The sequence below is a fragment of the Butyrivibrio hungatei genome (assembly GCF_900101605.1).
Taxonomy (GTDB): domain Bacteria; phylum Bacillota; class Clostridia; order Lachnospirales; family Lachnospiraceae; genus Butyrivibrio; species Butyrivibrio hungatei_B.
Genome location: NZ_FMUR01000017.1, coordinates 32,236 through 57,842, shown reverse-complemented (window position 1 = coordinate 57,842; position 25,607 = coordinate 32,236). Strand labels below are relative to the sequence as shown.

Sequence of the window (25,607 nt, the reverse complement as noted above, 5' to 3'; positions counted from 1 at the left end):
CCTTTCCGCTTTATCTTTTATCCCATATATAAAAAGCTTATGTTCAAATTCCACGCTGGTGTGACTTCTCAATAGCCTCCCAGAGACCGTTGATGTATGTTGCTCCGAGTGCTCTGTCATAGAGACCGTAACCGGGCATTGCAACTTCACCCCAGATCATTCTTCCGTGGTCGGGACGGATAGGTCCGTCAAATCCTGTCTCGTAAAGAGCCTTAACTATCTCATACATATCGAATGTTCCGTCAGATGAAAGGTGTGCTGACTCCTCGAAGTTTGTAGGAGAAATGAACTTAAGGTTACGAACGTGTGCAAAGTGAATTCTTCCCTCAAGTGCTCTGATCATGTGAGGAAGGTCATTCTCAAGGCTTGTTCCGTATGAACCTGAGCAGAATGTAACACCGTTGTGTACATCATCTACAGCCTTCATAAGCTTAAGGATGTTCTTCTCGTTGTTGATGATTCTGGGAAGTCCGAATACAGACCATGCAGGATCGTCGGGATGGATAGCCATCTTGATATCATATTTGTTACATACTGGCATGATTGCCTTTAAGAAATAAACGATGTTCTCGAAAAGCTTCTCCTCGTCGATTCCCTTGTAGAGTTCAAAGAGCTCCTTAACATGCTCCATACGCTCAGGCTCCCAACCGGGCATAACCGCACCGTTTGTATCACCTGCAAGTGACTCAAACATCTTCTCGGGATCGATCGCATCGATTGCTTCCTGTGTATATGCAAGAACTGTTGATCCATCGGGTCTCTTTCTTGCAAGCTCACTTCTTGTCCAGTCAAAAACGGGCATGAAGTTGTAGCAAACCATGTGGATATCTTCCTTACCAAGATTCTCAAGAGTCTTGATGTAATTATCTATATGCTTATCTCTGTCCGGTGTAGCTGCCTTGATGGCATCTGAAACGTTGACAGACTCGATTCCTGCGATGTGCATATTCTCAGCTGCAACTTCGTTCTTCAGAGCCTTGATCTCGTCCTGCTCCCAAAGCTCGCCTGCCTGCTTGTTGTAAAGAGTTGTGATAACTCCCTTTACACCGGGAACCTGTCTGATCTGCCATAACTTAACAGTGTCATATTTGCTGCCATACCAGCGAAGTGTCATTTCCATTGATACTAAATACTCCCTTCGTCTAATAAATCATTTCCTACTTTGTTAAAAAAACAGTTTTCGAACGTTAATATCCGTATACATATACAATAACTTTTTAAGCAAAAAAATAGAATTGAATATTTTGTTTCACACCTTGCAAAAATTGCCACAGGTAGTTATTATGTATTTATGAAAAATAAATTACGATCATCATTTAACACAAGACAATACATGGTATCTTCGGATTTCGAGGTCTACTACTACTCCGACAAGAACTTTACGACCCTGAAACCGCACGCCCACGACTATTATGAATGCTATCTTTTCATCGAGGGCGACGTCACCATGGAAATATTCAATCCCGAAGGCACTCCCTCCAGATACAAGATGTCTCCCGGCGATCTCATGCTGGTTCCTCCCGGAATAATGCATCACGCGCTGATGAACAATCCCGAGGCAAACTACAGACGTTTTCTTTTCTGGATAAGCAAAAGTTGCTGTAACAGGCTCATGCAGGAATCCGTGGACTATATGTATCTGATACAGAAGGCGGAAGCGTTCCACAAGTACATATATCACATGACTCCCGCTCAGTTCCATATGATAGAATCCAAATTCCTTCGTCTTCTTGAAGAAGTATCAAGTGAGAGATACGGAAGCTCAGCCTTTATACATCTGTGCCTTTGCGACCTTATTCTCACAATCAACAGGATTGTTTACGACGAAGAGAATATGAAAAGTTCAAGCGACGAGCTTACTCTTTTCCAAAATATCATATCTTACATTGAGGGAAATATTGAGGAATCGCTTACACTTGACGATATTGCAGGCAAATTCTTCATAAGCAAGTATTATGTAGCCCACCTGTTCAAGGATACGCTCGGCGTCTCGCTTCATCAGTACATAATAAAAAAGCGTCTTGACGAGTGCCGTAATGCCATAACAGGCGGCGCAAGCATCACGGGAACTTACGAGAAATTCGGCTTTAGGGACTACTCAAGTTTCTTTAAGGCGTTTAAAAAAGAGTACGGAATGTCTCCAAAGGAGTACCAGAGCCTGTACTCGCACAACCTCATTCCGTAATGTGGCACAATATATGAAAAAATAAGGAAGTGCTGATTCAATCAGTGCTTCCTTTGATACATTATTTATGGATAAACAATCCAAGATACAAGGACAGACTATGATTCAGGATATTTTACCGGCACATCTTAACAATCACTTCGATCCGACAAAGACAGCGGACGAAAACTCAATAATATTATTTTTTACAAAGGAAAAAAAGCTCCTTGGGCGCCTTGACGACGGCACTCAAGAGATTTCTTTTCCAAGATTTAATGATGTAAAAAATATTTCAAAAGAAAAACTCACTTATCTTTTCAGCATTGATTCCGAGGATTTCTTTTTGATGATCGCAGATTCCGAAAATATGGACTTTTTGGATGTCTCTGCACAGGATTCCTACATATTCCATGATTTCAGAAAGTTCAGAAGTGCCTACTACTATCCACAAACATACGTGTACGCTGCATTCACGGCATATCAGCTCGCCGAATGGTACATGGTCACAAGATTCTGCGGTAAGTGCGGCTCTGAAAACGAGCATTCAAAAACTGAACGTGCAATGATCTGTCCAAAATGCGGCAATATCATCTATCCCAGAATAAATCCCGCGGTAATAATAGGTGTAATCGACAAGGAAGCCAATAAACTCCTTGTTACCAGATACAGAGTCGGCTACGGCCACAACGCTCTCGTGGCGGGCTTCACCGAAATCGGCGAAACTCTTGAAGAAACCGTGAGCCGTGAAGTAATGGAGGAAACCGGTCTTACAGTAACCAACATCCGCTACTACAAGTCGCAGCCATGGGGCATCGCAAGCGACATCCTCGTAGGTTTCTTCTGCGAGGTAACCGGAAGCCGCGAAATCACCATGGACAACGACGAACTAAAATTCGCAAGCTGGCTGTCCCCTGAAGAGATTGAACTCCAACCACTTGAGTACAGCCTTACCAACGAAATGATGAAGGTATTTAAAGAAGGAAATGTGCAATTTTTGTAGACAGCCCTGTCACAAAGCCATCCGTTTAGAAATGTTGAAATTTCACTGTGAGGCAATAAGGCGGTTTTTCGCAGTATTTAAGTATGTTGCCATATTCAAGAGCAATAAAAAGACTTAAGTTTTCATTCTGTTCTCGCTCCAACTGTTTGAGCCCATTTATGAGCGAGTTTTGGAGCGAAGAATGAAAACTTAAGTCTTTTTATGCCTTGAATATCAACATACGTGGCAACAAGAAAATCCGCCTTATCGCCTCACAGTGAAAAGCACCACCTCCAAACGGATGACTTTGAGGCAGGGCGTCATTTGAATCATCACTAGTCTCGAAAAAGGCTGTAACACAACCTTGCGCTACAGCCTTTTCTATTTTATTCCACTACTTTAAGCAAGCTGCTTACGCAGTAAAGCGTCTGCCCGTTATACTCAACCCTTGACCAGCCGACATCATTATTGATGCCTGTTCGGGTAGCATTCTCACCGGCCTTTAGCGTTGCCGCAACAGTTGCATCCGGATCGGTAACGCTGGGCTTTGTTCTGAGATTAGCCTCTTCTTTGGCTGTTACCGTCTCGTTGCAGGAAGCAAACTTAGTCTTAAGTCCCGAGTTATCTTCTGCAGGCTGAGTTGCCGACTGCTGCTTTGGTGCGCTTAAATCGGTAGTCAGATAGCTTGATATCGCATAAAGTTTTTGGCCGTTATAGATAACCCTTGACCAACCGCTCGAACTTGTACCTGTACGCTGCGCCGTCTGTCCGTTCTGAAGAGTCTCAACGACCTTACTGTCAGCTCCCTGACTCGGCTTGTCTCTAAGATTCGTTACACTTTTAGCCGTAACCGTTTCATCCACGGAATCAAACTTCATAAGTGCTTCAACGTCAGCAGAAGCCACCTCTCTCTCCGACGTATCTTTGGCAGTCTCTGTTCCGTTATATCCAAAGTATGCCACATCAACATCGACTTTCTTACTGATTCCTGCTACATCACCCTGATTGGTATACTGCCACATAGCGCACTGTCCGCCATATGCGGGGCCTTTTGCGATATTGGATGTGTCCTGATTGTACCATGCCATCCAAATCTTGTAGGACTTTTCAATCTGCGACGTATTCCACTTAGCATCCGCTTCAAGTTCACCCTTTGAAGCATAGAATATAGGTGTATAACCTGCCTTGTGAACCTGATCAAGGAATGCTATCGCAATATTACTTCTGTCATCCTTAGTAAGATTAAACTGTCTGCTCGTCTCTTTTTCAAAGCCCTCACAGTTAAATCCCACAGGATATGTGATCGAATATTTTGAAATATAATCTTTTACCCAGTTTGCTTCTTCAACCGCTTCGTCCTTGGTCACCGCTGTTGAGAAAAAGTATGCTCCGACCTTTATTCCGTTCTTCTCTGCTTCCTGCATATTGAACTTTGCATTGGTATCAGGTTTTATCTCGCCTGACGCGGAATCTCTGTAGCCGACTCTTATCATGGCAAAATCGATTCCTGTACCCGCAACCTGCGCCCAATCTATGGTTCCCTGGAACTTTGATACATCTATTCCGTAAGTCACATTAGAATTTTCGCCCACGCTGCTCGCACCGACAAGCTCTTTGATATTGATATTGGCACCTGTCTCCTTAGGTGCTGCCGCTGTCTGAGGGTCGCTAGCCGCAACTTCTTCGGATGAAGCTTCTGTAGCCGCCTCATTTGCTTCCGTAGCCTCGGTTGTCGCTTCCACAGCAACTTCCTCTTCTTCCTCGGGAATTGACTCTTCAACCTCGGCAAGATCAAGCTCTTCCTCTTCATCCTTTGAGCCCTTAGCCAACAATGAACCTACCACGATGCCTATAACGAGCAACAAAACCGCTCCTGCTGCAATATAGATCTTAAAAAGATCTTCTTGTCTGAGTCCTCTGCCCCTGCGATTTTTTCTGCCCCCTGCACTACCAAAATCTTTCTTCATAATATTACTCCCATACTTTTAGTGTGATTTCAGAATAAAAAAGCTACATCATTTGCCGATCACGGATTGATAAATCTCGTAGTCATGTTGTGAAAAGTTTACTATCGTTATCTTCATATCATAACCGGAATTATCCGAAAGCCAAGTCGTTATCGACCTAAGCGCAATTTTCGCAGCCGCTTCTTTGGGATAACCGTAAACTCCCGTTGAAATTCCCGGAAAAGCAATACTGTGAACATCATTTTCTTTTGCAAGTAAAAGCGAATTATAGTAGCAGTTATACAGGTCTGTCTCATCACTCTCTGCACCTGAATAAATAGGTCCTACCGTGTGAATAACATATTTTGCCGGAAGATTGTAACCATTGGTGATCTTTGCTTCACCTGTCCTACATCCGCCCAGGCGTCTACATTCCTCCAAAAGCCGCACACCTGCCGCTCTGTGGATCGCACCGTCAACACCGCCCCCGCCAAGAAGACTTGAATTGGCGGCATTAACAATTGCATCAACTTTAATTTTTGTGATATCTCCGACGAAAAATTCAATATTATTCATATTCTCAGTTCTTCCTTAGATAGATCAAATGATAGACCGCACCGACACAGATACCGCCGCCTACTATATTTCCGAGCGTAACGGGTATCAGATTTGTGACAAAAAATCCGACGGCAGACAATCCGTCTGCAGGAATACCGTGAACAAATGATGCAAGAAATCCTGCGGGGATGAAATACATATTTGCAACACAGTGCTCAAATCCGCAGATAATGAAGAGCATAACGGGAAGCCACAGTGCAAATACTTTGCCTGCAAGTTCATCTGCCGCAAAAGAGCACCAAACAGCCATGCATACAAGAACGTTACAAAGAATTCCTCTTAAAAATGCATCTCCGAAAGAAATTGTAGATTTGGTCACGGCAGTATTCACTACCTGCGTAGCAAGATTACCGTCATTAAAAGAATATATATGACTGAAAGCAGCAAGAGCCGCGATCAAAAAGCCTCCGACCATATTTCCGAAATAAACGATCACCCAGTTTCTGATCATTCCTTTAACAGTAGCTTTCTTTGACAAAACAGGGATTGTGATCAGACAGTTTCCTGTAAAAAGTTCAGCTCCTCCGACAAGCACCATAAAAAGACCTATAGGGAATACAACCGAGCTGATAACTCTTGCGCTTGACGGATCAGCCGCACAACTTGACGCAATCTGGCTTCCAAGACCTCCGAGCGCTATAAAAGAGCCCGCAAGAATAGCAAGCATAAAAGTTTGCAAAAATTTTCCTTCTGTCTTTCCCTTTCCGACTGATTCATACTTTGCTGCTATCTCTGCAGGTGATTTCATTATAATTTTCCTCCAAAAACTTTTTTCATAATTCGACTATCTGATTATAGCCCTCTTTTGCCATATTGAAAAGAAGCCACACCCTGTTTTTTCAAGGTACGACTTCTCGATTGGTAATCCATTATTTATTTTTGTTATATATTGTCAAAAGACCTCTCATCAAAAGATTCGAATCTCTTATAACGTCCGCATCTATCCACTGTGCTACGACCTCTGACAAACCTCCTGTTATGACAACTTTAAGATCGTCAAAACCATATTCCCTTGTAATCCTGTCTATAAGCCCTGTAAGCATGATCCCGGTGGCTGCAACAGTTCCCGCTATCATATTGGACTCAGTATCGGTTCCAAGAAGTTTGTCAGTCCCTCCGGCTGTAAGCTGTGGAAGTTTCGAAGTCCTCTCTGCCTCTGCATCAAGAGACAATTGAACTCCGGGACATATCATTCCCCCTACAATTTGGTTTTTTTCATCCGCAACCGTTATTGTCGTGCAGGTTCCCAGATCGCATACCATTACAGGGCTTCCATATTCTGAAACTGCAGCCGCAAGATCTGCAACCCGATCAAATCCCAAGCAGGAAGTGTCATATTTTGATACATCTATTCCTGTGTTCATTGTGGTGTTTGGAATCATTGCATCTTTTCCCGTTATCTTCTTCAGTGCCCCTGCTGTCTTATCCGTCATCTCAGTGACAACACTTGATAAAACCGAGCCGTCAAATGATCTTTCTTCTAATCCTGCCTTACTTATCAGGTCTGCAAATCCTTCCGCAATCTCATCTTCTGTAAGAGCTCTGTCAGACTTAAGTCTTCCGAGTTCTCTGTAATCCGATCCGTCAAATGAACCTACGACAATATTTGAGTTACCAATATCAACCGCCAAAACTCTGCTCATGAAAATCGCCTTTCAGTGTGTTGTCTCGTTGACTTTTTGATTAATAACGCAGTATATGGATTATTTCACAAGTAATTAATCTAATTGTCAATGAGACAACACACTCTTATCCCCTGTGAAGAGCTTTGGAAAGCACCATAGCAAGTGTACCGCCCAAAACGCATCCGACAACAGCCTCGATTGTCGCCTGAACGCCTACCATGCCGATAACGAATGCCATAGGTGTTGTAGCGTTGTAATTGGCTGCAAGTCCCTGTACAAATTCAGTATTAAAGAAGAACAGGCAAAGTGAGCCCATGAAGAATGCCGTATTAAGAAGAGGCATAAGGGCGCCTGCTATGTAATAGGAAGCTGTCTTAAGCTTACCTTTGTGTATTAACTTATAAACAAATGATGTAACCGCTGCATCGAGGACTCTTGCAACAATTGCTGTCACAAACACTCCGAAAGGATTGATATTAAAGAGTGTTGAAAGAAGTCCGCTCGATCCGTTGAGCGCACCGATAAAGCTGTTGATACCAAATGCAAGACCACAGATAATGCCTGCAACAGGTCCGATCAACATAGATGCAAGGGCAACCGGAACGGTTACGATTGAAATTTTAAGTAAAGGTGTGGGAATTGTGCCTAAAAAAGTGTTACCCATGATGATGGTAACGGCAACAAGAAGTGCAGTCTCTACCATGTACTGCGTTTTTTTGCTCAGTCCGCCTAACTCCTCAGTCTTGCGGCCAAGTGATGATGTACTATCCATTTTAAATTCTCCTTAAATAATGCTGCAGTTTCAGTTCATACTAAATACCGCGCACAATAAATATATCACAGAAAAGTATTTTTGCAAGCCTTGCAATGTGCAAATACATTTCCTCAGATGAGCTTCTCTACATAAGCAGCAACATCTTCCATCTTCTGTGTAGGCTCGAAACGTGCAACAACATTGCCTTCTCTGTCTACTACAAACTTAGTGAAATTCCACTTTATATCAGGGTTATTCTTATAATCTTTATCAATCTTTTTAAGCATAACACCCATTGCCAAAGCAGCAGGTCCTTTGCCAAATCCTTCAAAACCTTTCTGCTCCTTAAGGAACTTATAAACAGGGAGCTGATTCTCACCGTTTACATCAGATTTTTTCATCTGAGGGAACTTGGTATTGTAATGAAGCTGACAGAATTCATGAATTTCCTCATCGGTTCCGGGTGTCTGTCCGGCAAACTGATTGCAGGGGATATCAAGGACTTCAAATCCGTTATCGTGGAATCTCTCATACATTGCTTCAATATCTTTGTAATGAGGTGTAAATCCACATCCTGTTGCCGTATTAACTACAAGAACAACTTTTCCCTTATAAGCATCGAGCTTGAAATCATTGCCCTGAGCATCTGTTACCGAATAATCATAAAATCCCATGTTATAACCTCCGTATTAAATAAAACAATGTTTACGTGTTTGTGTATCGTGTTTTGATTTAATGTGATTGTATTGCGCGCAATCTAATTTGTCAATAACTATTTTTATAAAAAATCTATGAACTGCTCTCTTTCCTTTACAGGCCTTACATTTTGGGGGTATACTCAAAACAAATTTGTGATGAGATGGAGAAAAGAGATGTTAACCGGTAAAAATGTAATTCTTGGTGTTACGGGCGGAATTGCCGCATATAAATCAGCCGATCTTGCTTCAAAGCTTGTAAAGGCCCATGCCAATGTAGATGTCATTATGACAAAAAATGCGACAGAGTTTATAACTCCGCTTACGTTCGAATCGCTCACGCATACAAGATGTATAACAGGCACTTTTGAGCGCAATCACCCCATGGAAGTCGAACATATAGCACTTGCCGATAAGGCAGATGTTCTGGTCATCGCGCCTGCAACCGCCAACTGCATAGCAAAACTTGCAAACGGAATCGCAGACGATATGCTCACAACAACGGCTCTTGCCTGCACTTGCAAGAAGATAATCGCTCCTGCCATGAACACAAAGATGTTTGAAAATCCCATCACTCAGAAAAATTTAGAAACGTTAAAAAGCTACGGCTACATTATAGTAACTCCGGGCGAAGGTTTCCTTGCATGCGGCACTGTCGGAAAAGGTCGTATGGAAGAACCTGCAAAGATACTTGATGAGATAATATATGAGATTGCCCTCCCCAAAGATATGGAAGGCATAAATCTCCTTGTTACGGCGGGTCCGACCAGAGAAGCCATCGACCCTGTCCGCTATATCACAAATCACTCTTCCGGTAAGATGGGCTACGCCATTGCAATCGCCGCCGCACAGCGAGGTGCAAATGTAACTCTCGTATCGGGAAAGACAAATCTGGAAGTGCCCTCTCACATTGATTTTGTGAGCATCAATTCCGCAAAAGATATGTATGAAGCCGTGACGCAGCGTTCAAACGCACAGGATATTATCATAAAAGCTGCTGCCGTTGCAGACTACACTCCCGCTGCTTACGCAGATGACAAGATAAAAAAGAGTGCTCAGAACGGCGACTTTAAGATTCCGCTTAAGCCAACCGACGATATACTTGCGTATCTTGGAAAAAACAAAAAGAAAGGCCAGCTGTTATGCGGTTTTTCTATGGAAACAAAAGATCTTTTGAAAAATTCGAGGAAAAAGCTTGAGAAAAAGAACCTCGATATGATCTGTGCCAATAATCTTAAAGTAGAGGGCGCAGGCTTTGAAGTAGATACAAATGTACTTACTCTTATAACCGATTCCGATGAAAAAGAACTTGGTATCATGAGTAAAGCAGACGCCGCAAATATTCTTTTATCAGAGCTTTTAAAAATGAGATCGTAAAATGAAAGAGCTTGCGCCCAAAGAGTTGCAAAGCAACTCTTTGGGCGCAAAAAAATCATTTAATTCACAAATATATTCTCTCTGTTCTTAAAATAAGTATTATTAACAAAGATCATTAGTATAGATACAATTGTAGCCGGAACCATAGTCGTAATATCTCCGTTTGATGAAAGCGCAAACACGATTGCGATCAGATTAACCACAGTTGCAAGCGAATATGCAATAATCACAAACTTTCTTGCATCACTTTTTCTCTTAATGATCTTGACCGCTGCCATAAAGTCAAAGACACCTGTTATCAGAAAGCAAACCGCGATCAACATATAAGCAGAAGATGCTCCGACCAGTGCAAAACATCCCAGTCCCGAAACAATATTGGCAAGTCCCCCCAGCCATAACGCAAAATATCCGAGAAAATCAGCCCATTTCGTTCCAAGCCTTGGCTCAGCCTGAAAATTCTGATAGGCTCCGTTTCCAGTCATAGGCTGCGATACCACCTGCTCATTTCCCGAAAGCGGCGTCCTGCAACTCGGACATATCATGATACCATCTTCAACCATTGCTCCACATCTGCTACATACTCTCATACGAGACCTCCTCATGTAAGTTGGAATTTCTGTATTTATGATAATTGTTCTACGCTATATTAATATACTATCATGCCAATTTCCTTCGGAAAAGCTGTTCTTGCATTATTATGCAGCTTTTTTATCAAATGCAGTAAATCTCACTAATTATAAAAGAATAAAAAAAATAAAAAATTACTTTTACATCTATTGATATCGCAAAAAAACGATGATAATGTGGAATTATAACAACTTATATTTTCATCCCCCTTCAGGAGGCACGATATGATTAAAAGTCTAAGAACCAAAATTCTTTCATGTTTCTTTCTTCTGGCCTTAGTTATGATTATTGGCGTAGTTCTTATTGCGATAAGTTTCCAGGACGCCGTAAAAGCGGCAAATACAATGTCAGGTACGTACCTGTCCATTGAAAGAGACTTTGGAGACGCCAACACCAACCTGCAGAATCTTGTAAAAAGATTCTTCCTTGTACAGGCTATGGCTCCCACAGGCGCCTTGGATACAGATGACGGTGTCGCAAGCATGGTAGATCCCGGTAAGCCTGAACAGGAAGCTCTTAAGGCTGCGCTTGACGATCTGGCCATCCAGGTTCAAAAAGTAAATAATCCCGATTTTTCTGCTGAATATGAAATTATGAGTTCGGCGGGAAATCTTTTCCTTACAACATATAAAGAAATGGAAACGATGTTTTATGCAAAAAAATTCTCCGATTCCTATGATCTTTATTTTGCAAACTGCCACGAAGCCATTCTTCAGTACGAAGAAAATGTAGGCCTTATGAAAGAACAGCTTCAGGTTCTCGTAGATCAGAACAATGCAAGCTTACAGGCTGCTGAAAAGAGCGTTCACACATCGATTATAGTAGGTTCCATCCTTTCCATAATAGTATCTGTGATAGGAGTTTATGTCGTAAACAAGACAATTTCTCCTTTGCGCTCGGCATCAATAGAACTTAACGATATTCTTGCTTCCATGAATGCAGGAAATGCAAATCTTTCACGTCGTATACAAAACAGCTCAACAGATGAAGTAGGAGTACTTGTTTCGGGAATAAACAATTTCCTTTCAACCCTTCAGGATATTATCGTAAAGATAAAATCAGAGTCGGGACATATTTATTCATCGGTTGAAAACACAGTAGGCCTTGTAAATAACTCAAAAGAAGATGTCAGCAATGTATCCGCGGTTATGGAAGAACTTACCGCAAGCATGGAAACAGCAAACAATACACTTACTTCCCTTAATAACGGAGCAAAAGATGTAAATAATGCTGTAGGTCAGGTATCGGATCAGGTAGCAGCCGGAAACCAGCGTGTATCGGATATTAAGGATCATGCTACCGTTATAAGAGAAAGCACGGAAAAGAAGAGAAATTCCACAAACGAGATGGTTTCTTCAATAAAAGACGGGCTTGAAAGCTCTATCGAAGACAGTAAGAACGTTGCACAGATCCAGACTCTTACGGAAGATATCCTCTCAATTGCATCCCAGACCAACCTCCTTGCTCTCAACGCATCAATTGAAGCAGCAAGAGCAGGCGATGCAGGTAAGGGATTTGCGGTTGTCGCAGATGAAATCAGGCAGCTTGCCGAGCACAGTAAAGATACCGCAAACTCAATTCAGGAAATCAGTAATCAGGTTATTTCCGCAGTTGAATCACTTGCGAAAGATTCAAATGAAATGCTTACTTATGTAAGCGAATCGGTACTTGCAGACTACGATGAATTCGAAAATGTAGCACAGCAGTACTATCAGGATGCGGAAGACATCAACCTGGTACTTAAGTCAGTTAATGAAAATACTGTTGTACTTACCAACACCATCGGTGAAATGGCAGAACAGATTGACAACATCTCACATGTTATTAGCGACTGTACGACAGGAGTTTCAGATGCTACGGAAAGCACTACCGGAATCCTTGCTTCCATCACTACAATTCACGATGATTCCGAGAGTAACCGAGAAGTATCTGAGCGTCTGCAGGAAGAAGTTAACCGCTTTTCATCATCTGAAGAATAAAATATCCTTGAACACGAAATTCAAGAATATATTAATAAAGCCAAGGCACTTGAGCCTTGGCTTTTCTTATTTCTATATTCAATTACTTATATACTCTCCATCCGGTGTTACATCCATGCCCATACCGGGGATCTCACCCGTATGCGATACATACATTGAACTTCCGACTTTATGGAATGCTATATATGCTTCCGAAGCCTCGTCAATACAGCTTATCGCTGTGTCCTGTGAAACAAAATACGCCGTTCCCGAACAATCTCCGGTATTTACCGTATAGATGAAAAAACCTTCAAATGAAAAACCTTCATCGGTCTGATCGGTTATCTCGATATCACCTGCGGAATTCTCAATTTCTATCCTCTGCCAGTCTCCTTCAAAATTTTTGGCATTTGAAACAGATTTCCGTTTGGCATACAGAGAAGCAATCTCATCTTCCGAAATATAATCCGATGACAAACCGCTGTTGCCACCCTCTCCGATAAGATCTCTCTGCGAAACTACCCTTACTGAAGAATCCTCTTCTGCTTCCTCTGCATCCTCTGTTTCTTCCAAATCTTCACCCGGTTCTGCCAATGCATTCTCAAACAAATACATATCTTCATCCTCAGAATCGGATTTACCCGCGCATCCACAAACTAGCATCGCGGAAAAAAATGCTGTCAAAATTACTTTACTACATTTCATTCTGACCCTCCGGAACATATCGGCCTATCAGTGCAAAACATCTTTTATACGTCGTACTGCATCATCCAAGCCATTCTCGGCTCTGACTTTCTTAGAAATCTCCTCTGCCCTTTCTTTTTTGAAATAATATGAAGAATTCATTTCGTCAAGCACATCCATTATTGCTCTCTTGCTGACTTTACTGACTTTTACCATCTTGGTCGCGATTCCAAGGTCGTTTAACTTTATTGCATACTTAACATGCTCCGCCATATACGGAATAGGTATTGACGGAACTCCATAAACCATAGATGCAGCACAAGTTCCAAAGCCGCAATGATGTATAACATATCTTGATCGACTAAATAACCAGCTGTGTGGCACATCTCCGCATGACATAATACTGTCAGGGAGCTTGTAATTAGTCGCTATGTTCTTCTGAAATCCCTGAATGATAGCTTTAGTGTCTGTTGCCTCAAATGCCTTGATGAACTTATCAAGCTTATCGGCTACGACATCATCCTCATAGGACATCGAACCAAATGACAAAACTACAGGCTTATCACCTGTTTCCATGAAGTTCTTAAGCTTCTCATCGGGAACAAAATCAACATCGTCCTCATACCAAAAACCTGTAACCACATTCTTTGCTTCCCAGTACGGATTTCTGTCATTGACAGTCCTGCTGATCGGCATAAGATTGAGCCTGTCCGAAAAGAGCTCATCCACAGATTTGATCGGTCTGAGACCATATTTTTTTCTCAAATTGTTAAAAGGTTTTATTGCTCTGTTAGAGCCAAAATTCTCCAAAACTTTCTCAGAAACAGTCTGTTGTCTTAGTTTCTCGGGAATTGATTCTTTCTGAAGAGTTACATTTATAGTGGGAATACCTAAAGCCTCTGCTTCTACAGCTCCGATCATAGTGTGGCCGACAATAACCATGTCTTTTCCCTTGCATGCATTCAAAATATCATGAGTTGCATCCTGAAAAAAATCTGCGACAAATTCCTGCTCCCTGATTCCACTCATGGGATTGGTGCCATTGCCTCTTATTGCAGCCATTTCTTTCTCAATATTTATATTGGAACCTATGGGAACAAATCCAACTCCTGCCTCTTCGACAAGATCCTTCCAGTAAGGATGTGTTCCAATAATTGTGTCGATTCCTTCTTCTATCAGCTTCCCTGCCAAATAGATATACAGCTGAACATCCCCACGCGTTCCCATTGTAAAAATCGCGATTTTGCTCATTTCAGTTTCCCTTATAAAATATTTTCCTTTGGTGTGACGCCATATTATATTCCATCCGAATCGTCACATGTATAATTATGATAACCGTCTTTCTCAAGTAAATCAAATACTTTATCGCTGATTTCCGTACTTTTTTCTGTTACAGCTCAAAAATCACATATAATATCCTCTCAGAAATTGACTTCCGCATCCATCGCATAAAATAGGGATTTTGGTAAAAAGACAGCGATATTTTCTTTTGGAATGAGTTTATAAATATACTTATTTTTATCATACTCTACAAAATCACTTACTTCAACCACCGAAGTTTTTCTTTCTTCCAAACCATGGAAAAAAGTCTCTCTTATATTATTTTATCACTATTGCAATAAATATTGCATAAAAAACCGCAAAAGAAATAAAGTTCTTCAAGCTAAACAGCTGACTTACATCATAATGTAGCCGAGTCCGCGGACTGTTTTTATGATAAGCGGATTTGCGGGGTCTTTTTCTATCTTGTCGCGAAGCCTTTTTATATATACGGTAAGTGTATTTCCATTTACGAAATCGCCGCTTACATCCCACATATCTTCAAGGAGATTTTTCCTTGAAAGGACTATTCCTCTGTTGTTGCAAAAAGCAAGAAGAAGTCTGTATTCAAGAGCCGTAAGCTCGATTGATTCTTCAGCGTTTGTGTCGCTGTTAAATCTTGTGACTTTTGCTTCATTTGTGTATATGGTGATGTCGGCTATTTTCATTATATTTGAGGCAAAATTGCCATTTTGGGCGTTGCCTCCTTGAGCACCGTTGCCATTCGCAAAGTCTCCTTGAGCATTATCATTGACGTTTCCGCTTCGTCTTAGAACTGCTCTGATCCTTGCCATTAGCTCGTTTACTCTAAACGGCTTGCATATATAATCATCAGCGCCCATTTCAAGTCCCATAACTACGTTTACTTCCGCATCGGACGCAGTCAGAAATATCACGGGAACGTTGCATTTTTCCTTTATCATCTTGCAGATATCATAACCGTTTCCGTCAGGAAGGTTGATATCGAGAATTGCAATATCGCACTTATCGGATGCCCACTCGCTACGCGCCTCTTTGCATGTCTTTACATGAGTAACCGCGTAGCCCTCTTTTTCGAGCGAGTATGTAAGCCCCATTCCTATTGCATCATCATCTTCAAGTAAAAAAATTTTTGTATCCATGTTTATATCCTCTTTAACAGCTATTTTTCGCAGTTTTTAAGATAAAAAATTGCAAGCTGCGTTCTGTCACGAAGTTCAAGTTTTTCAAGTATCACTGAGCGGTAATTTCTGACAGTTCCCTCCGAAAGAAAAAGCTTACCCGCTATCTCCTTGTTTGAATATCCTTCAGCCACAAGCTGGATGACTTCATACTCTTTTTCTGTGATATCTTTGGATCTGTAATCAAACTGCGATTCACCCGCGGCGGCAGGGACATTCATAAGTGTCGGGATCTTATCGACTATAGCTCCTCCAAATACGCTCTGACCGCTCATCGCCGCTTTGAGCGCAGAAGTGAGCGACTTATAGTCCTGTTTTAAAAGATACCCTCTGACGCCAAGCTTTAATGCTTTTACTATATACTCATCATCCGAAAATGTTGTCAGGAACAGAATCACGGCGTCTTTGTGTTTTTTTAATATTTCCTCGGCCGCTTCAAGGCCGTTCATATCAGCCATTCTGATGTCCATCAAAAGAAGATCGGGGCTTAACTTATCATAGAGCTCGACGCCCTCGCGCCCGCTCCCTCCTTTGCCGACGATCGTAAAGCCTTCTTCGGAATTAATGATCGTCTCAAGTGCAACGGTGATCAGTTCATCATCATCTATCAGCAATATCTTTTTGTCTTTATTATCTTTATTACCTTTATTGTCATTAGTCGCCATATATATGCTCCATTCTCAGTGTTCTAACGGAAGTCTTGCAAAGACGGTAAATCCCTCGTCTGTATAAAAATAGGCATCGCCCCCCAGAGACCTTGCTCTGTTTAATATATTTTGAAGCCCTATGCCATCTATGTTTCCGGCAAGAATCCTGTCTTTTTCATCATCCGGCACATTCCCGTTATCAGTCACGGAAAGACTGCAAAAGCTGTAATTTCTTTGAAGTATTATTGAGACGCTGTCACCGTTTGAATGCTTAATTATATTGGTGACGGCTTCTTTTAATATACCTATCAAGGACAGCTTGATCTTAATATCAAATTCCTCGTCAAGATCAAGGTCTGTAGTTACTTCATAGTTTTTTAGCTCACTTATTATATCTTCGAGATTCTTTTTAAGATCGATGGAATCATCATGAAGATCGTGCACGGAAGATCTCATCTTTTCCATGGATTCGTCCAGTGTTCCCGCAAGCATATCAAGCTGAGGTTTTAGTTTTTCATCCTTATTGACCGTTGCGATCGCGCCAAGCAGAAGTATCCCCCTTGAAAGAAGGTGTCCTACATTGTCATGGATCTCTCTTGCTATCCTGTTTCTCTCAGCAAGAGTTGCAAGATGAACCTGCTGGTCCTGTTCGGACATAAGACGCTTATTCTTTTCTTCAAGCATCTTTTCAAGCTCTTTACTGTCATCCCTTGTCATATTCAAAAGCTTCTTGTACTTCATCATCTTTTCATAAAGGATAAGTGAGATGATCGCAAAGCCACCAAACATCACAAGCATCATAAAATGCGCTCCGTTAAAAGGCTTTCCCGAAAAAAGAGCTGCGATAACAAATGAAGATGCAGTAAGCGCATAGCATACATTTTTGTTGTCACAAAGAAGACTCACTTCCAATATCAAAAAAACGCAAACAGACACTACAACCCCGCCGGTTGTAATGCCATTTGCATTTATAAAACTTATTAAACCAACTGCCAACAGTAAACGGATAATTACATCAAACAGCATATTGTTCTTTTTTCTTGGATATAACCATACCTGCCGCAAAGAAAACAAGAGCAAATAAGACTTCTATAACAAGGTAGGTTATAAACTGTCCTCCCAAAATTTGATCAACCTTCGTATCGTTAATAAATTTAAGGGCTCTGGCATACCAGTAAAGAGGCAGAAAATGAGCAACCTTAAGTATAGATTCAGATAAAAACTGCGCATCCACAAATATACCGCACAAAAAGCTCATAGACAGCACGATCATATTGGCTATCATGTTGATCAGATTGTCACTGACAGTGATCGAGCAAATAAAATATGCCATTCCGATTCCTACGGTCATGAGAGCATATACATCAAGCGCATAGTACATAAACTTATCGTCAACATTCCCGCGTCCCATGATCCTGACTACCACTATTACAAGTGATGTTATCGCAAAGCCGATAGTAAGCACGGCTCCTACCGCCGCTGCATTTCTGGTAAAAAAGTGCATACCGCTTACGGCAATACGCTCAGACACGTTTCTGTCCTTCATAACAGACCACGTGCATGCACAGCAGACACACAAGAGCATCATGAGTGTGTAGCCGTTAAATGAAAACATGGATGCATAAAAAGATTTATGATTATTATCATCATTGTCCATAACCACAACATGCGTATCGGAAAGATCTATCATCTGATCATGCGTAAGTTTAATGGCTTCATCCTTGCTGTAACCACTCTTTAAGTATATTACAACATCGCTTAGATAGTTATCTATTTTTTCTGTAAGAAGAAACTGCGACGCCGTTGTTCCGGGAACTATGTATGACACAGCACCCTCCGTGTCACCAGATAGGATCTTATCTTCAAATCCCTGTGGGATTATGAGTGCATAGTCATAAATCGAAAATCTTACATTGTCATTCATAGTCCTTAGGTCGTCGGTTTTGGGATCTACAACATTCTGGGTTTCTTTCAGATAATCTACAAGTGCCTTACTTAAGCCTGTATTATCATTATCCGTAACCGCAACCGATATCACAACTTCTTCAAAGATATTGCTCTTTTCTGATGAAGCGGCTTTTGCCTGCATATTTCCGACAACCGCAAACAATAGAAAGTATACCAGTATCGTGATCACATATGCTTTTAACGATATTATCATTGCATTAAAGACTGACATATCTTCTCCTCCTTAACAAGACTGCACTTATTGTCAAAGCGCCTATTATCATAATGCTCATAATTCCGATATCCTGATAATATACATCTATGGTTCCGTAAGTCGCTCTCGTATACAGGCAATCAACCAACAGTGCCGCAGGATTGATCTTATTAAGGATCGGCGCATTGGCTTGTATCATCTGCCTTATCTGATCCCACATAAGTCCGCTGCAAAATGAGCAGGTCATAGAAAATACAATGGGAATAATATCAAAGAGTCTTTTGTTTTTTACGAGTGCTCCAATAAGGACTCCCATCGATATTCCAAGTCCGCTTCCGAGAGTTGTGATAAGTATCACGTTCCACAGCGGAATACCGAATTTTATTTTAAGTACATACTCTATATAAATGACAACTATCGCATTTGATACGGCTTGCATGGATGCTCCCGCAAGAACGCCGGAGGCTATCGACATAAGCTTACTTACGGGTGCACATTCAAATCTTTTACCCTTCTCCGTATGATTTGCGCACATACCTTCGATCATCTCCGTACTTATCCACGAGCCAAAAAGTGAAGCCATCGCGATAAGAGCAAAGAAATACTGAAGGTAAAGAGAAATACCGGATCCAAAATCATACTCTTTTGCAATATTCATGTCTTTTGTCACCAGCTCAAGCGCAGTGTCCAGATTCTCAGGATGATCCTTCGCAATATTCCCGATAAGGGTTATCTTGTTTTCATATTCGCGCACTATCTGATTAAGCGCTGTAGCTCTATATCCGTTGAAAGGAACTATCGTCTTGATCTCATTGCCGTCATCGACATATATTCCGTAGATACCACCCTCGCCTTTAAGGTCTTTCATTGCCTCTTCTTCGGAAGTATACTCAGATACATTCAAGATATCCGCATGGTCACTTGTCTCCTCCGACAGTTCGCCGATCACCTTATGAAAATTCGTATCTTCTCCGGCAGTGTTTACATATCCGACATCTATTGCCTTAAAAGAATCCGGATCGTCTTTTATCATATTTCCGAATCCAAGATAAAAAGCTGTCGCAAGAACAAGGGGAAAAAGAAAATTCCATCCGATAAGGAAGCGGTTTCTTACAAGTTCTTTTAATTTATATATGAACATTCTTCCAAACATCAGTCTCTGAGCTCCTTTCCCGTGATCTCAAGAAATACGTCGTTGAGTGTAGGCAGCTGCGTCGATACATGGCCAAAAGGAATGTTATTGTCGGTGAGATAACTTAGAACATGAACAAGATTGTGCTCTCCTCCGTCGCACTTGATCACAAGATCTTCGCCATCCTCTTTGACCTTATAGACGTGATTTATCTCTTTGATATCGGCAAAGATCTTATCGGTTCTGTTGGGAATACCAATCCTTATGGTCTCACGATTTACAAGTGATGATTTAAGTTCCTTTGCCGTTCCGCTCGCTACATTCCTGCCGTGATCCATGATTACGATCCTGGTGCAAAGTTCTTCAACCTCTTCCATGTAGTGAGACGTATATATGATCGTTGCGCCGTCCTTATTTATCTTCCTGATGCCTTCAAGGATTGCATTTCTCGACTGAGGATCTACCGCAACGGTCGGCTCATCGAAGATTATGAGTTTTGGCTTATGCGCTATTCCGCAGGCTATATTGAGTCTTCGAAGAAGTCCTCCCGACAATTTCATCGGCTTGTACTTCTTATATTCAGTGAGACCTGTAAATTCAAGTGCTTCTTCAACATACTTTTTTCTTAAAGCCTTGTCTTTTATATACAATCCGCAAAAGAAATCCACATTCTCATATACATTTAAAGTCTCAACGACTGCCACATTCTGCATAACAACGCCGATTTCCGACTTTATATCATAGCTTTCGGGTTTCATCTCTTTTCCAAAGATTGTCACCGAACCCTTGTCATACTTAAGAAGTGCAAGAAGGCAGTTAATGGTTGTTGTCTTGCCCGATCCGTTCGGCCCCAAAAGTCCAAGTATCTCACCTTCTTTTACATCAAGCGAAAAGTGATCGACCGCAACTTTGTCACCGTATCTTTTTACCAGATTGTCTATTGCAACTACACTTGTACTCATATCCATCTCCCTTTTCTTTTTCCGTATTTTAATTCAATATTTTTTCTGACGCCGATCAATTGGCATCTTGTTCGCTATCTCTTATGAGACCATAATACTTTCTTAAATCCCCGCAGAACAGTGTGCGGAGTCATTTTTGATATGACATTTGTCACAATGTACCGGTGTCCTGTCTTGCCGTTACATAGGGAATTTCAGAGAAATTTCCTCGTTCAATAAAAAACTCCCGAACTCATATCGAGTCCGGGAGTCCGTGATCATATTTTTATTTTGGAAAAGAGTATCTATTTGCCGAATAATACCGCTCACAGCGTGTACTGTGCAAGATCTGAGTTGATCTCATCCGAGTATTTGCTGAGGTTTTCGGATACGGTTGTTATATTTTCAGTCTCTTTTCGAAGTTTATTGCTCTCTGTGACAATAACGTCGCTGAGTCCAAGAACTTCATTTATGCTTTGAACCTGCTCTTTGGTAGTTTCCGCATTATTTGAAGCAACGCCGTTTATTCTCTCTATGCCGCCTGCGATCTCAACAATTCCATCCGTGGCCTTACTTACATCTTCAAAAATTTTATTAAACGATCCGTTTGCGCCTTCAACACCGCTCATGCAGGCTTCCATATCTTTTACGCAGATATCGGCTTTTTTATTTATATCTTCGATATTCTTTGTTACATCATCAATCAGTCTTCTTATATTGTCTGTAGCTTCCGAGGACTGATTTGCAAGAGCTCCGACTTCCTGAGCTACAACCGCAAATCCTTTACCCATCTCCCCCGCTCTTGCGGCTTCAATTGACGCATTTAGCGAAAGAAGATTGGTCTGAGCGGAAATTGCATTGATAGTCTCGGTAATTCCCGTGATCTCCTCAACTGACTTTGCTGTAGCTTTAATAAGAGATGTCAGCTCATTTATGGTATTATTGAGCGTCTTAACACTTCTTGTCATAAGCCCCATCTCTTCTTTTCCTTTTCCGGAAGCTTCCATAGTCTCATCACAAAGGACACGTACACCCTCGGCACTTGTTGCAAGCTGGCCGGAAGTTGTTGCAAGATCTCCTGCTGCCTCTGCAATCTCTTTTATCGCTTCCGTCATGGAATTTAGCGTCCTATTAAGCTTTTCTATCGACTCACTCTGATTCTCGTTGGCTCCCGAAAGGCTGTGCGAAATGTCAAAGCACTCTCCCGCCCGGCTGTTCATTTCACTTGATATACCGGACAAGCTGTTAAGCGTAGATCTCATTTTTTCTATATAAGCATTGAGGCTTTCGCTCAAAGTTGTGATTTCGTTGTTTCCTTCAGGAACAAGCGCTACTGTAAAATCACCTCTGCTGATATCTGTAAGTCTCTCAGTTACCGTATTTACAGGTCCTATCGATTTACTGATGGTAAAGTACATCAATACTGACATCAGTATCATAAGTATCAGTCCTACCGACATTGTAAGCGTCATTACTTTAACTATGCTGTTACCTAAAAGTGTGGAGGGTACAGCACTTACAACAATCCATGATGTTCCCTCAATATCTGTTGCGACAACCATCATTCCGCCAATATCTGTTTTGATTGTCTTTATCTTGCTCTTATCGGCAACAACAGAAGTATTAAGAGAATCACATACACCTGCAAGTGCCTTTGCTACAGGATCTGTAGTATCTAAAAGTGTCTGTCCCACACTTTCCTTAATACTGCTTATGAGAATGTCTTTGGTCTCTTTGTTTATGATGTAATATCTTGTATCCTGAGCATAGGAACTAAAGTTGTCGACTTTCTCAACAACCTTGTCAAAGTTGATGTCACTGCTAAGGACAACATTGTCACTTATCATTACCGAGCACGCAAGACAGGTCTTACCTGTAGACGCATCAATGTAAGGCTCTGATGAATAGACGCTTCCGTTATTTGAAAGTGCTCCTATATACCACGGCCTGTCGGTAAATACAAATGTACTGTCGGGAACCCATCCAGATCCGTCAATAAAAAACGACTCATTTCCATATGCCATATACACATCCTGTGAATCGGGATCGTTCTGTGTAAGTTTTGTAAGAAGACTTTGCATATCCGCATGGGAAATATTCGGTGAATTACCGATAACTGACGCTGTCTGAGCCACCCTTTCTTTCACACTGTTCCACCAGCTCTGTATCTCTTTTGCGTAAGCTACAGATTCATCGGCAAGTATGCTGTAGGTCATTGGCTCAATATTATCTACTGCAAGTTTTATACTTATCTGAGAAATGATAATGATGATAACTGCAGAATAGATAATAATCTTGGTTAACAGGGTTCTTTTTAGAGATCCTCTCTTTGTTTTCATAGAATAACTCCTTGATCATTCAATAAATACATATAAAGAACTGCCGTATTTTGTTAACTTCTATTTTTGACATCATTATGAGTTATGACACGTATATCATAAAAATTATAATACACGCAAAATCGTCAATCAATACATATTTTTGACTTTATTTATACCTGATCGTCGACGACACCGCCTTTTATATCGCTTGGAGTAAGGAGAAATTTGTTCAAAATGTTGGTGATTTCGGAGTTGACCGCTTCCTGCGCTTCTTCAAGTGATATATCGTCGGAAATCACTATCTTCTCGGAAAGCTCCCCGACGTTTATCTGAACAGACTCAGTCCTTTCTCTTCTGGCAATGGCTTTTTTCACATCCGCGCTTGTTTTCTCACCAATTTCGGCATGTTCTCTTATATTAGCGATCATCTCCTGCTGCATTGCTTCTTTTTCAAGCTTTTTGGCTTCTTCCTTCTTCTCTTCTTTCTTATCTTCCGCCGCTTCCTTAGCTTCTTCTTCGCGCTCCTTTTCTTCTTCGTCAATGTGATCCACCGCTTCGTCTGTAATAAGCGCTATCTCTTCTCTGACAGCAGCTTCCATAATATCCTCAGCCGCCTTTTGCGAATCCACCATATTATGTGACTTGTCTCGTGCCGATCTTATATCTTTACCTGCCATAACAGCCTGCATCTGCTCTTTTCGAAGATCTCTTATCTTGTCAATCTCAAATCTGAGATATCTATCTAACTCTCCTTGAAATTTCGAATACTTCGGTGTTTCTTCAAATTCACTCTCTTTTCCGGATGGATCATATGCAACAAAACCGTTCATTCTGTCGATCGCATTTTTTAAAACTTTTTTGCCCTCATCACTGTCAGGATCGATGCCATACGCGCCCATAAGTCCCTTTATATTGCCTTGTGCACTTTCTCGTATCTCTGCTAATTCATCATTTATTTCGTGTATCTTATCTCTGATTTCCTGAAGCTTAGTGTCAATATTTTTTTCTTCCGAAAAAGCTTCCGCGACAACTTTAAATGCCTGTTTTATGGCGATACCTTTTCGCTGCGCGATAAGGCTTTCTCCGGTCAGATTTACTCCCGATACGGACTGGATATTCTCTTTTTTCTTTTCTTTTACTATGGGAGTTCCCGCATTTTCAGAATGATAATCGGTTTTTTGATTATTGAGTGTCATAACATCCGTGTTCTGCTCTACTTTCATAACCTGCCTCCATGTTTTTCAATGAATCGGATACATTCTTGAACATGAAGTTCAAGAATGCATCAACCAAGCCAATTTGAATCGACTTCGTCGATAGGGCTTGGTTGACTCCTGAATCATGTTCTCACGAAATCCGCAGCCAGTGCGGATTTCTGTAATTTCATTTAAGATGTCATACATAAAAGAATTGATCATTTCCACAAATTACCTGCGTAAATATGCACAGTAACCCGTTTCCATGTATATCGGCAAAATCGGAAAAAAATTTAGGGGAAACACCGATCATATCAGCATTTCCCCATTTTCTCAGGCTTTAAGAAATACCGGTGCTTTCTGTCCGAGCAACAGCCTGATTCTCTTTAATCTAAGGCTGTTCCATGCGCGGTATCTCTCTACGCTCTGTTCACATTTTTCGAGCATCTTTGCAAACTCTTCCTCATCCTCCATCCAGGGATTCACTTCATATCTTGATGTGAATATCCACGGCATAAGTCTCTCAACAAGATATGCTTCGGCAGGAAAGTTTACTTCTTTTCTGTACTCCATGAGAGTATTCAGATTCTTGTAGAAGGTCTTTGAATTTTTAAGCACCTGCTCTCTGCTTATTATGTAGCAGCCGCCCGGACTAAATTCACAGTATCTCGGGATTACGGGATCCTTATACACAAATCTGTAGAAATCATCCATATTGTAGAAATATCTGTAAGCATGGCTCTGATTCATGTACCATGAGCTGTTAAGTTCCATATAATCCTCTTCGGAAAGGAGCGAAGCGATTGAGGTCTCATCGCCGCCTTTTTTGTACCTCTCCCACATTTTTTTATCCTGATAAATATATGTGAACCAATTGTTGTTGTAAATCCTGTCAAAAAACTCTTTTGACACGTGTCTTCCGATAATATTTCCCTTTAAAAGAGCGATATGCTCAGGAAGATTGTCGTAGTTATCGATAAAGTAATGAAAATAGCTTGTCAGATTATGACCTGTATTCTCAACATGAATAAAGTTATAGCCTGCTGCCTTTAACTCATCCGGCGTCTTGCCGTCATCAGAACAATCGATTATAAGGTAATCGTTGCAATATTCAATCAGTTCCTTCGGCACGGTATTATAATTGTGCACCAGAAAAAAAGTGTCCGATTTTTTCATATTGATAAAACCTTTACCCTTCCTTAAAAAACGTTACTAAATATTAATTTGTTTTGCTATATTGTCCAAAGCACCGAACCTGCCATATTTATTAACAGGCTTCCCCATCGATGCCAAACAATTTTG

General features: G+C 41.2%; 24 protein-coding genes. 4 read left to right on the top strand and 20 right to left on the bottom strand.

Annotated elements, in window-relative coordinates; all coding sequences use genetic code 11:
• Window positions 1-43: 43 nt before the first annotated feature.
• On the bottom strand, window positions 44-1,120 hold the full coding sequence (uxuA, locus tag BLP87_RS13025) for a mannonate dehydratase (protein ID WP_074463053.1): 1,077 nt from the start codon (window positions 1,118-1,120) through the stop codon (window positions 44-46).
• Between the two features lie 171 nt (window positions 1,121-1,291).
• Between uxuA and BLP87_RS13020 the strand changes: the two genes are divergently transcribed.
• Both BLP87_RS13020 and nudC read left to right on the top strand, forming a co-directional pair.
• Window positions 1,292-2,185: an AraC family transcriptional regulator gene (locus BLP87_RS13020; protein WP_074463052.1), complete on the top strand. Its 894-nt coding sequence runs from the start codon at window positions 1,292-1,294 to the stop codon at window positions 2,183-2,185.
• A gap of 67 nt (window positions 2,186-2,252) precedes the next feature.
• Complete coding sequence (nudC, locus tag BLP87_RS13015; RefSeq protein WP_242871867.1) at window positions 2,253-3,164, top strand: NAD(+) diphosphatase; 912 nt, start codon at window positions 2,253-2,255, stop codon at window positions 3,162-3,164.
• 365 nt (window positions 3,165-3,529) lie between these two features.
• Here nudC and BLP87_RS13010 read toward each other — a convergent pair whose 3' ends face one another.
• The 6 genes from BLP87_RS13010 to BLP87_RS12985 form a co-directional block, all read right to left on the bottom strand.
• Complete coding sequence (locus tag BLP87_RS13010) at window positions 3,530-5,110, bottom strand: GH25 family lysozyme (protein ID WP_074463050.1); 1,581 nt, start codon at window positions 5,108-5,110, stop codon at window positions 3,530-3,532.
• Window positions 5,111-5,158: 48 nt separating this feature from the next.
• The gene (locus tag BLP87_RS13005; protein ID WP_074463049.1) at window positions 5,159-5,665 is read right to left on the bottom strand and encodes an O-acetyl-ADP-ribose deacetylase; all 507 of its coding nucleotides are present in this window, start codon (window positions 5,663-5,665) and stop codon (window positions 5,159-5,161) included.
• A gap of 4 nt (window positions 5,666-5,669) precedes the next feature.
• Complete coding sequence (locus BLP87_RS13000; RefSeq protein ID WP_074463048.1) at window positions 5,670-6,455, bottom strand: formate/nitrite transporter family protein; 786 nt, start codon at window positions 6,453-6,455, stop codon at window positions 5,670-5,672.
• Window positions 6,456-6,576: 121 nt separating this feature from the next.
• Window positions 6,577-7,350 (bottom strand): type III pantothenate kinase, encoded by a 774-nt coding sequence (locus BLP87_RS12995; protein WP_074463047.1) that lies wholly within the window; start codon window positions 7,348-7,350, stop codon window positions 6,577-6,579.
• A gap of 106 nt (window positions 7,351-7,456) precedes the next feature.
• Entirely contained in the window at window positions 7,457-8,104 is a 648-nt protein-coding gene (locus BLP87_RS12990; RefSeq protein WP_074463046.1) for an ECF transporter S component, read from the bottom strand.
• Window positions 8,105-8,217: 113 nt separating this feature from the next.
• The gene (locus tag BLP87_RS12985) at window positions 8,218-8,760 is read right to left on the bottom strand and encodes a glutathione peroxidase (RefSeq protein WP_074463045.1); all 543 of its coding nucleotides are present in this window, start codon (window positions 8,758-8,760) and stop codon (window positions 8,218-8,220) included.
• A 198-nt stretch (window positions 8,761-8,958) separates the two neighbouring features.
• On the opposite strand from BLP87_RS12985, the gene coaBC reads away from it, so the two are divergent.
• Window positions 8,959-10,158, top strand: coding sequence for a bifunctional phosphopantothenoylcysteine decarboxylase/phosphopantothenate--cysteine ligase CoaBC (gene coaBC / locus BLP87_RS12980; protein ID WP_074463044.1), 1,200 nt, complete (start codon window positions 8,959-8,961; stop codon window positions 10,156-10,158).
• A 59-nt stretch (window positions 10,159-10,217) separates the two neighbouring features.
• Here coaBC and BLP87_RS12975 read toward each other — a convergent pair whose 3' ends face one another.
• Entirely contained in the window at window positions 10,218-10,745 is a 528-nt protein-coding gene (locus BLP87_RS12975; RefSeq protein WP_074463043.1) for a hypothetical protein, read from the bottom strand.
• Between the two features lie 264 nt (window positions 10,746-11,009).
• On the opposite strand from BLP87_RS12975, the gene BLP87_RS12970 reads away from it, so the two are divergent.
• Complete coding sequence (locus tag BLP87_RS12970) at window positions 11,010-12,764, top strand: methyl-accepting chemotaxis protein (protein WP_074463042.1); 1,755 nt, start codon at window positions 11,010-11,012, stop codon at window positions 12,762-12,764.
• Between the two features lie 78 nt (window positions 12,765-12,842).
• Here BLP87_RS12970 and BLP87_RS12965 read toward each other — a convergent pair whose 3' ends face one another.
• From BLP87_RS12965 to BLP87_RS12915, 12 genes are all read right to left on the bottom strand, one after another.
• Window positions 12,843-13,448 (bottom strand): hypothetical protein, encoded by a 606-nt coding sequence (locus tag BLP87_RS12965; RefSeq protein ID WP_074463041.1) that lies wholly within the window; start codon window positions 13,446-13,448, stop codon window positions 12,843-12,845.
• 27 nt (window positions 13,449-13,475) lie between these two features.
• The gene (locus BLP87_RS12960) at window positions 13,476-14,678 is read right to left on the bottom strand and encodes a glycosyltransferase (protein WP_074463040.1); all 1,203 of its coding nucleotides are present in this window, start codon (window positions 14,676-14,678) and stop codon (window positions 13,476-13,478) included.
• Between the two features lie 170 nt (window positions 14,679-14,848).
• Entirely contained in the window at window positions 14,849-15,001 is a 153-nt protein-coding gene (locus BLP87_RS16105; RefSeq protein WP_176756653.1) for a hypothetical protein, read from the bottom strand.
• A 102-nt stretch (window positions 15,002-15,103) separates the two neighbouring features.
• Window positions 15,104-15,868 (bottom strand): response regulator transcription factor, encoded by a 765-nt coding sequence (locus tag BLP87_RS12955; RefSeq protein WP_074463039.1) that lies wholly within the window; start codon window positions 15,866-15,868, stop codon window positions 15,104-15,106.
• A 20-nt stretch (window positions 15,869-15,888) separates the two neighbouring features.
• Entirely contained in the window at window positions 15,889-16,572 is a 684-nt protein-coding gene (locus BLP87_RS12950; RefSeq protein ID WP_074463038.1) for a response regulator, read from the bottom strand.
• 15 nt (window positions 16,573-16,587) lie between these two features.
• Window positions 16,588-17,490: a sensor histidine kinase gene (locus tag BLP87_RS12945; RefSeq protein WP_176756652.1), complete on the bottom strand. Its 903-nt coding sequence runs from the start codon at window positions 17,488-17,490 to the stop codon at window positions 16,588-16,590.
• 79 nt (window positions 17,491-17,569) lie between these two features.
• Window positions 17,570-18,733, bottom strand: a complete 1,164-nt coding sequence (locus BLP87_RS12940) for an ABC transporter permease (RefSeq protein WP_074463037.1) — start codon at window positions 18,731-18,733, stop codon at window positions 17,570-17,572.
• Complete coding sequence (locus BLP87_RS12935; RefSeq protein WP_074463036.1) at window positions 18,720-19,868, bottom strand: ABC transporter permease; 1,149 nt, start codon at window positions 19,866-19,868, stop codon at window positions 18,720-18,722. The genes BLP87_RS12940 and BLP87_RS12935 overlap by 14 nt, the downstream gene beginning before the upstream one ends.
• A complete protein-coding gene (locus tag BLP87_RS12930) occupies window positions 19,868-20,809 on the bottom strand; it encodes an ABC transporter ATP-binding protein (RefSeq protein ID WP_083334613.1) in 942 nt (313 codons plus the stop codon). The genes BLP87_RS12935 and BLP87_RS12930 overlap by 1 nt, the downstream gene beginning before the upstream one ends.
• Before the next feature lie 305 nt (window positions 20,810-21,114).
• Complete coding sequence (locus BLP87_RS12925; RefSeq protein ID WP_074463034.1) at window positions 21,115-23,127, bottom strand: methyl-accepting chemotaxis protein; 2,013 nt, start codon at window positions 23,125-23,127, stop codon at window positions 21,115-21,117.
• 152 nt (window positions 23,128-23,279) lie between these two features.
• Window positions 23,280-24,332 carry a hypothetical protein gene (locus BLP87_RS12920; protein ID WP_074463033.1) on the bottom strand — a complete coding sequence of 351 codons (1,053 nt, stop codon included), beginning with the start codon at window positions 24,330-24,332 and terminating at the stop codon, window positions 23,280-23,282.
• Window positions 24,333-24,638: 306 nt separating this feature from the next.
• Complete coding sequence (locus BLP87_RS12915) at window positions 24,639-25,481, bottom strand: DUF3431 domain-containing protein (protein WP_074463032.1); 843 nt, start codon at window positions 25,479-25,481, stop codon at window positions 24,639-24,641.
• Window positions 25,482-25,607: the final 126 nt, after the last annotated feature.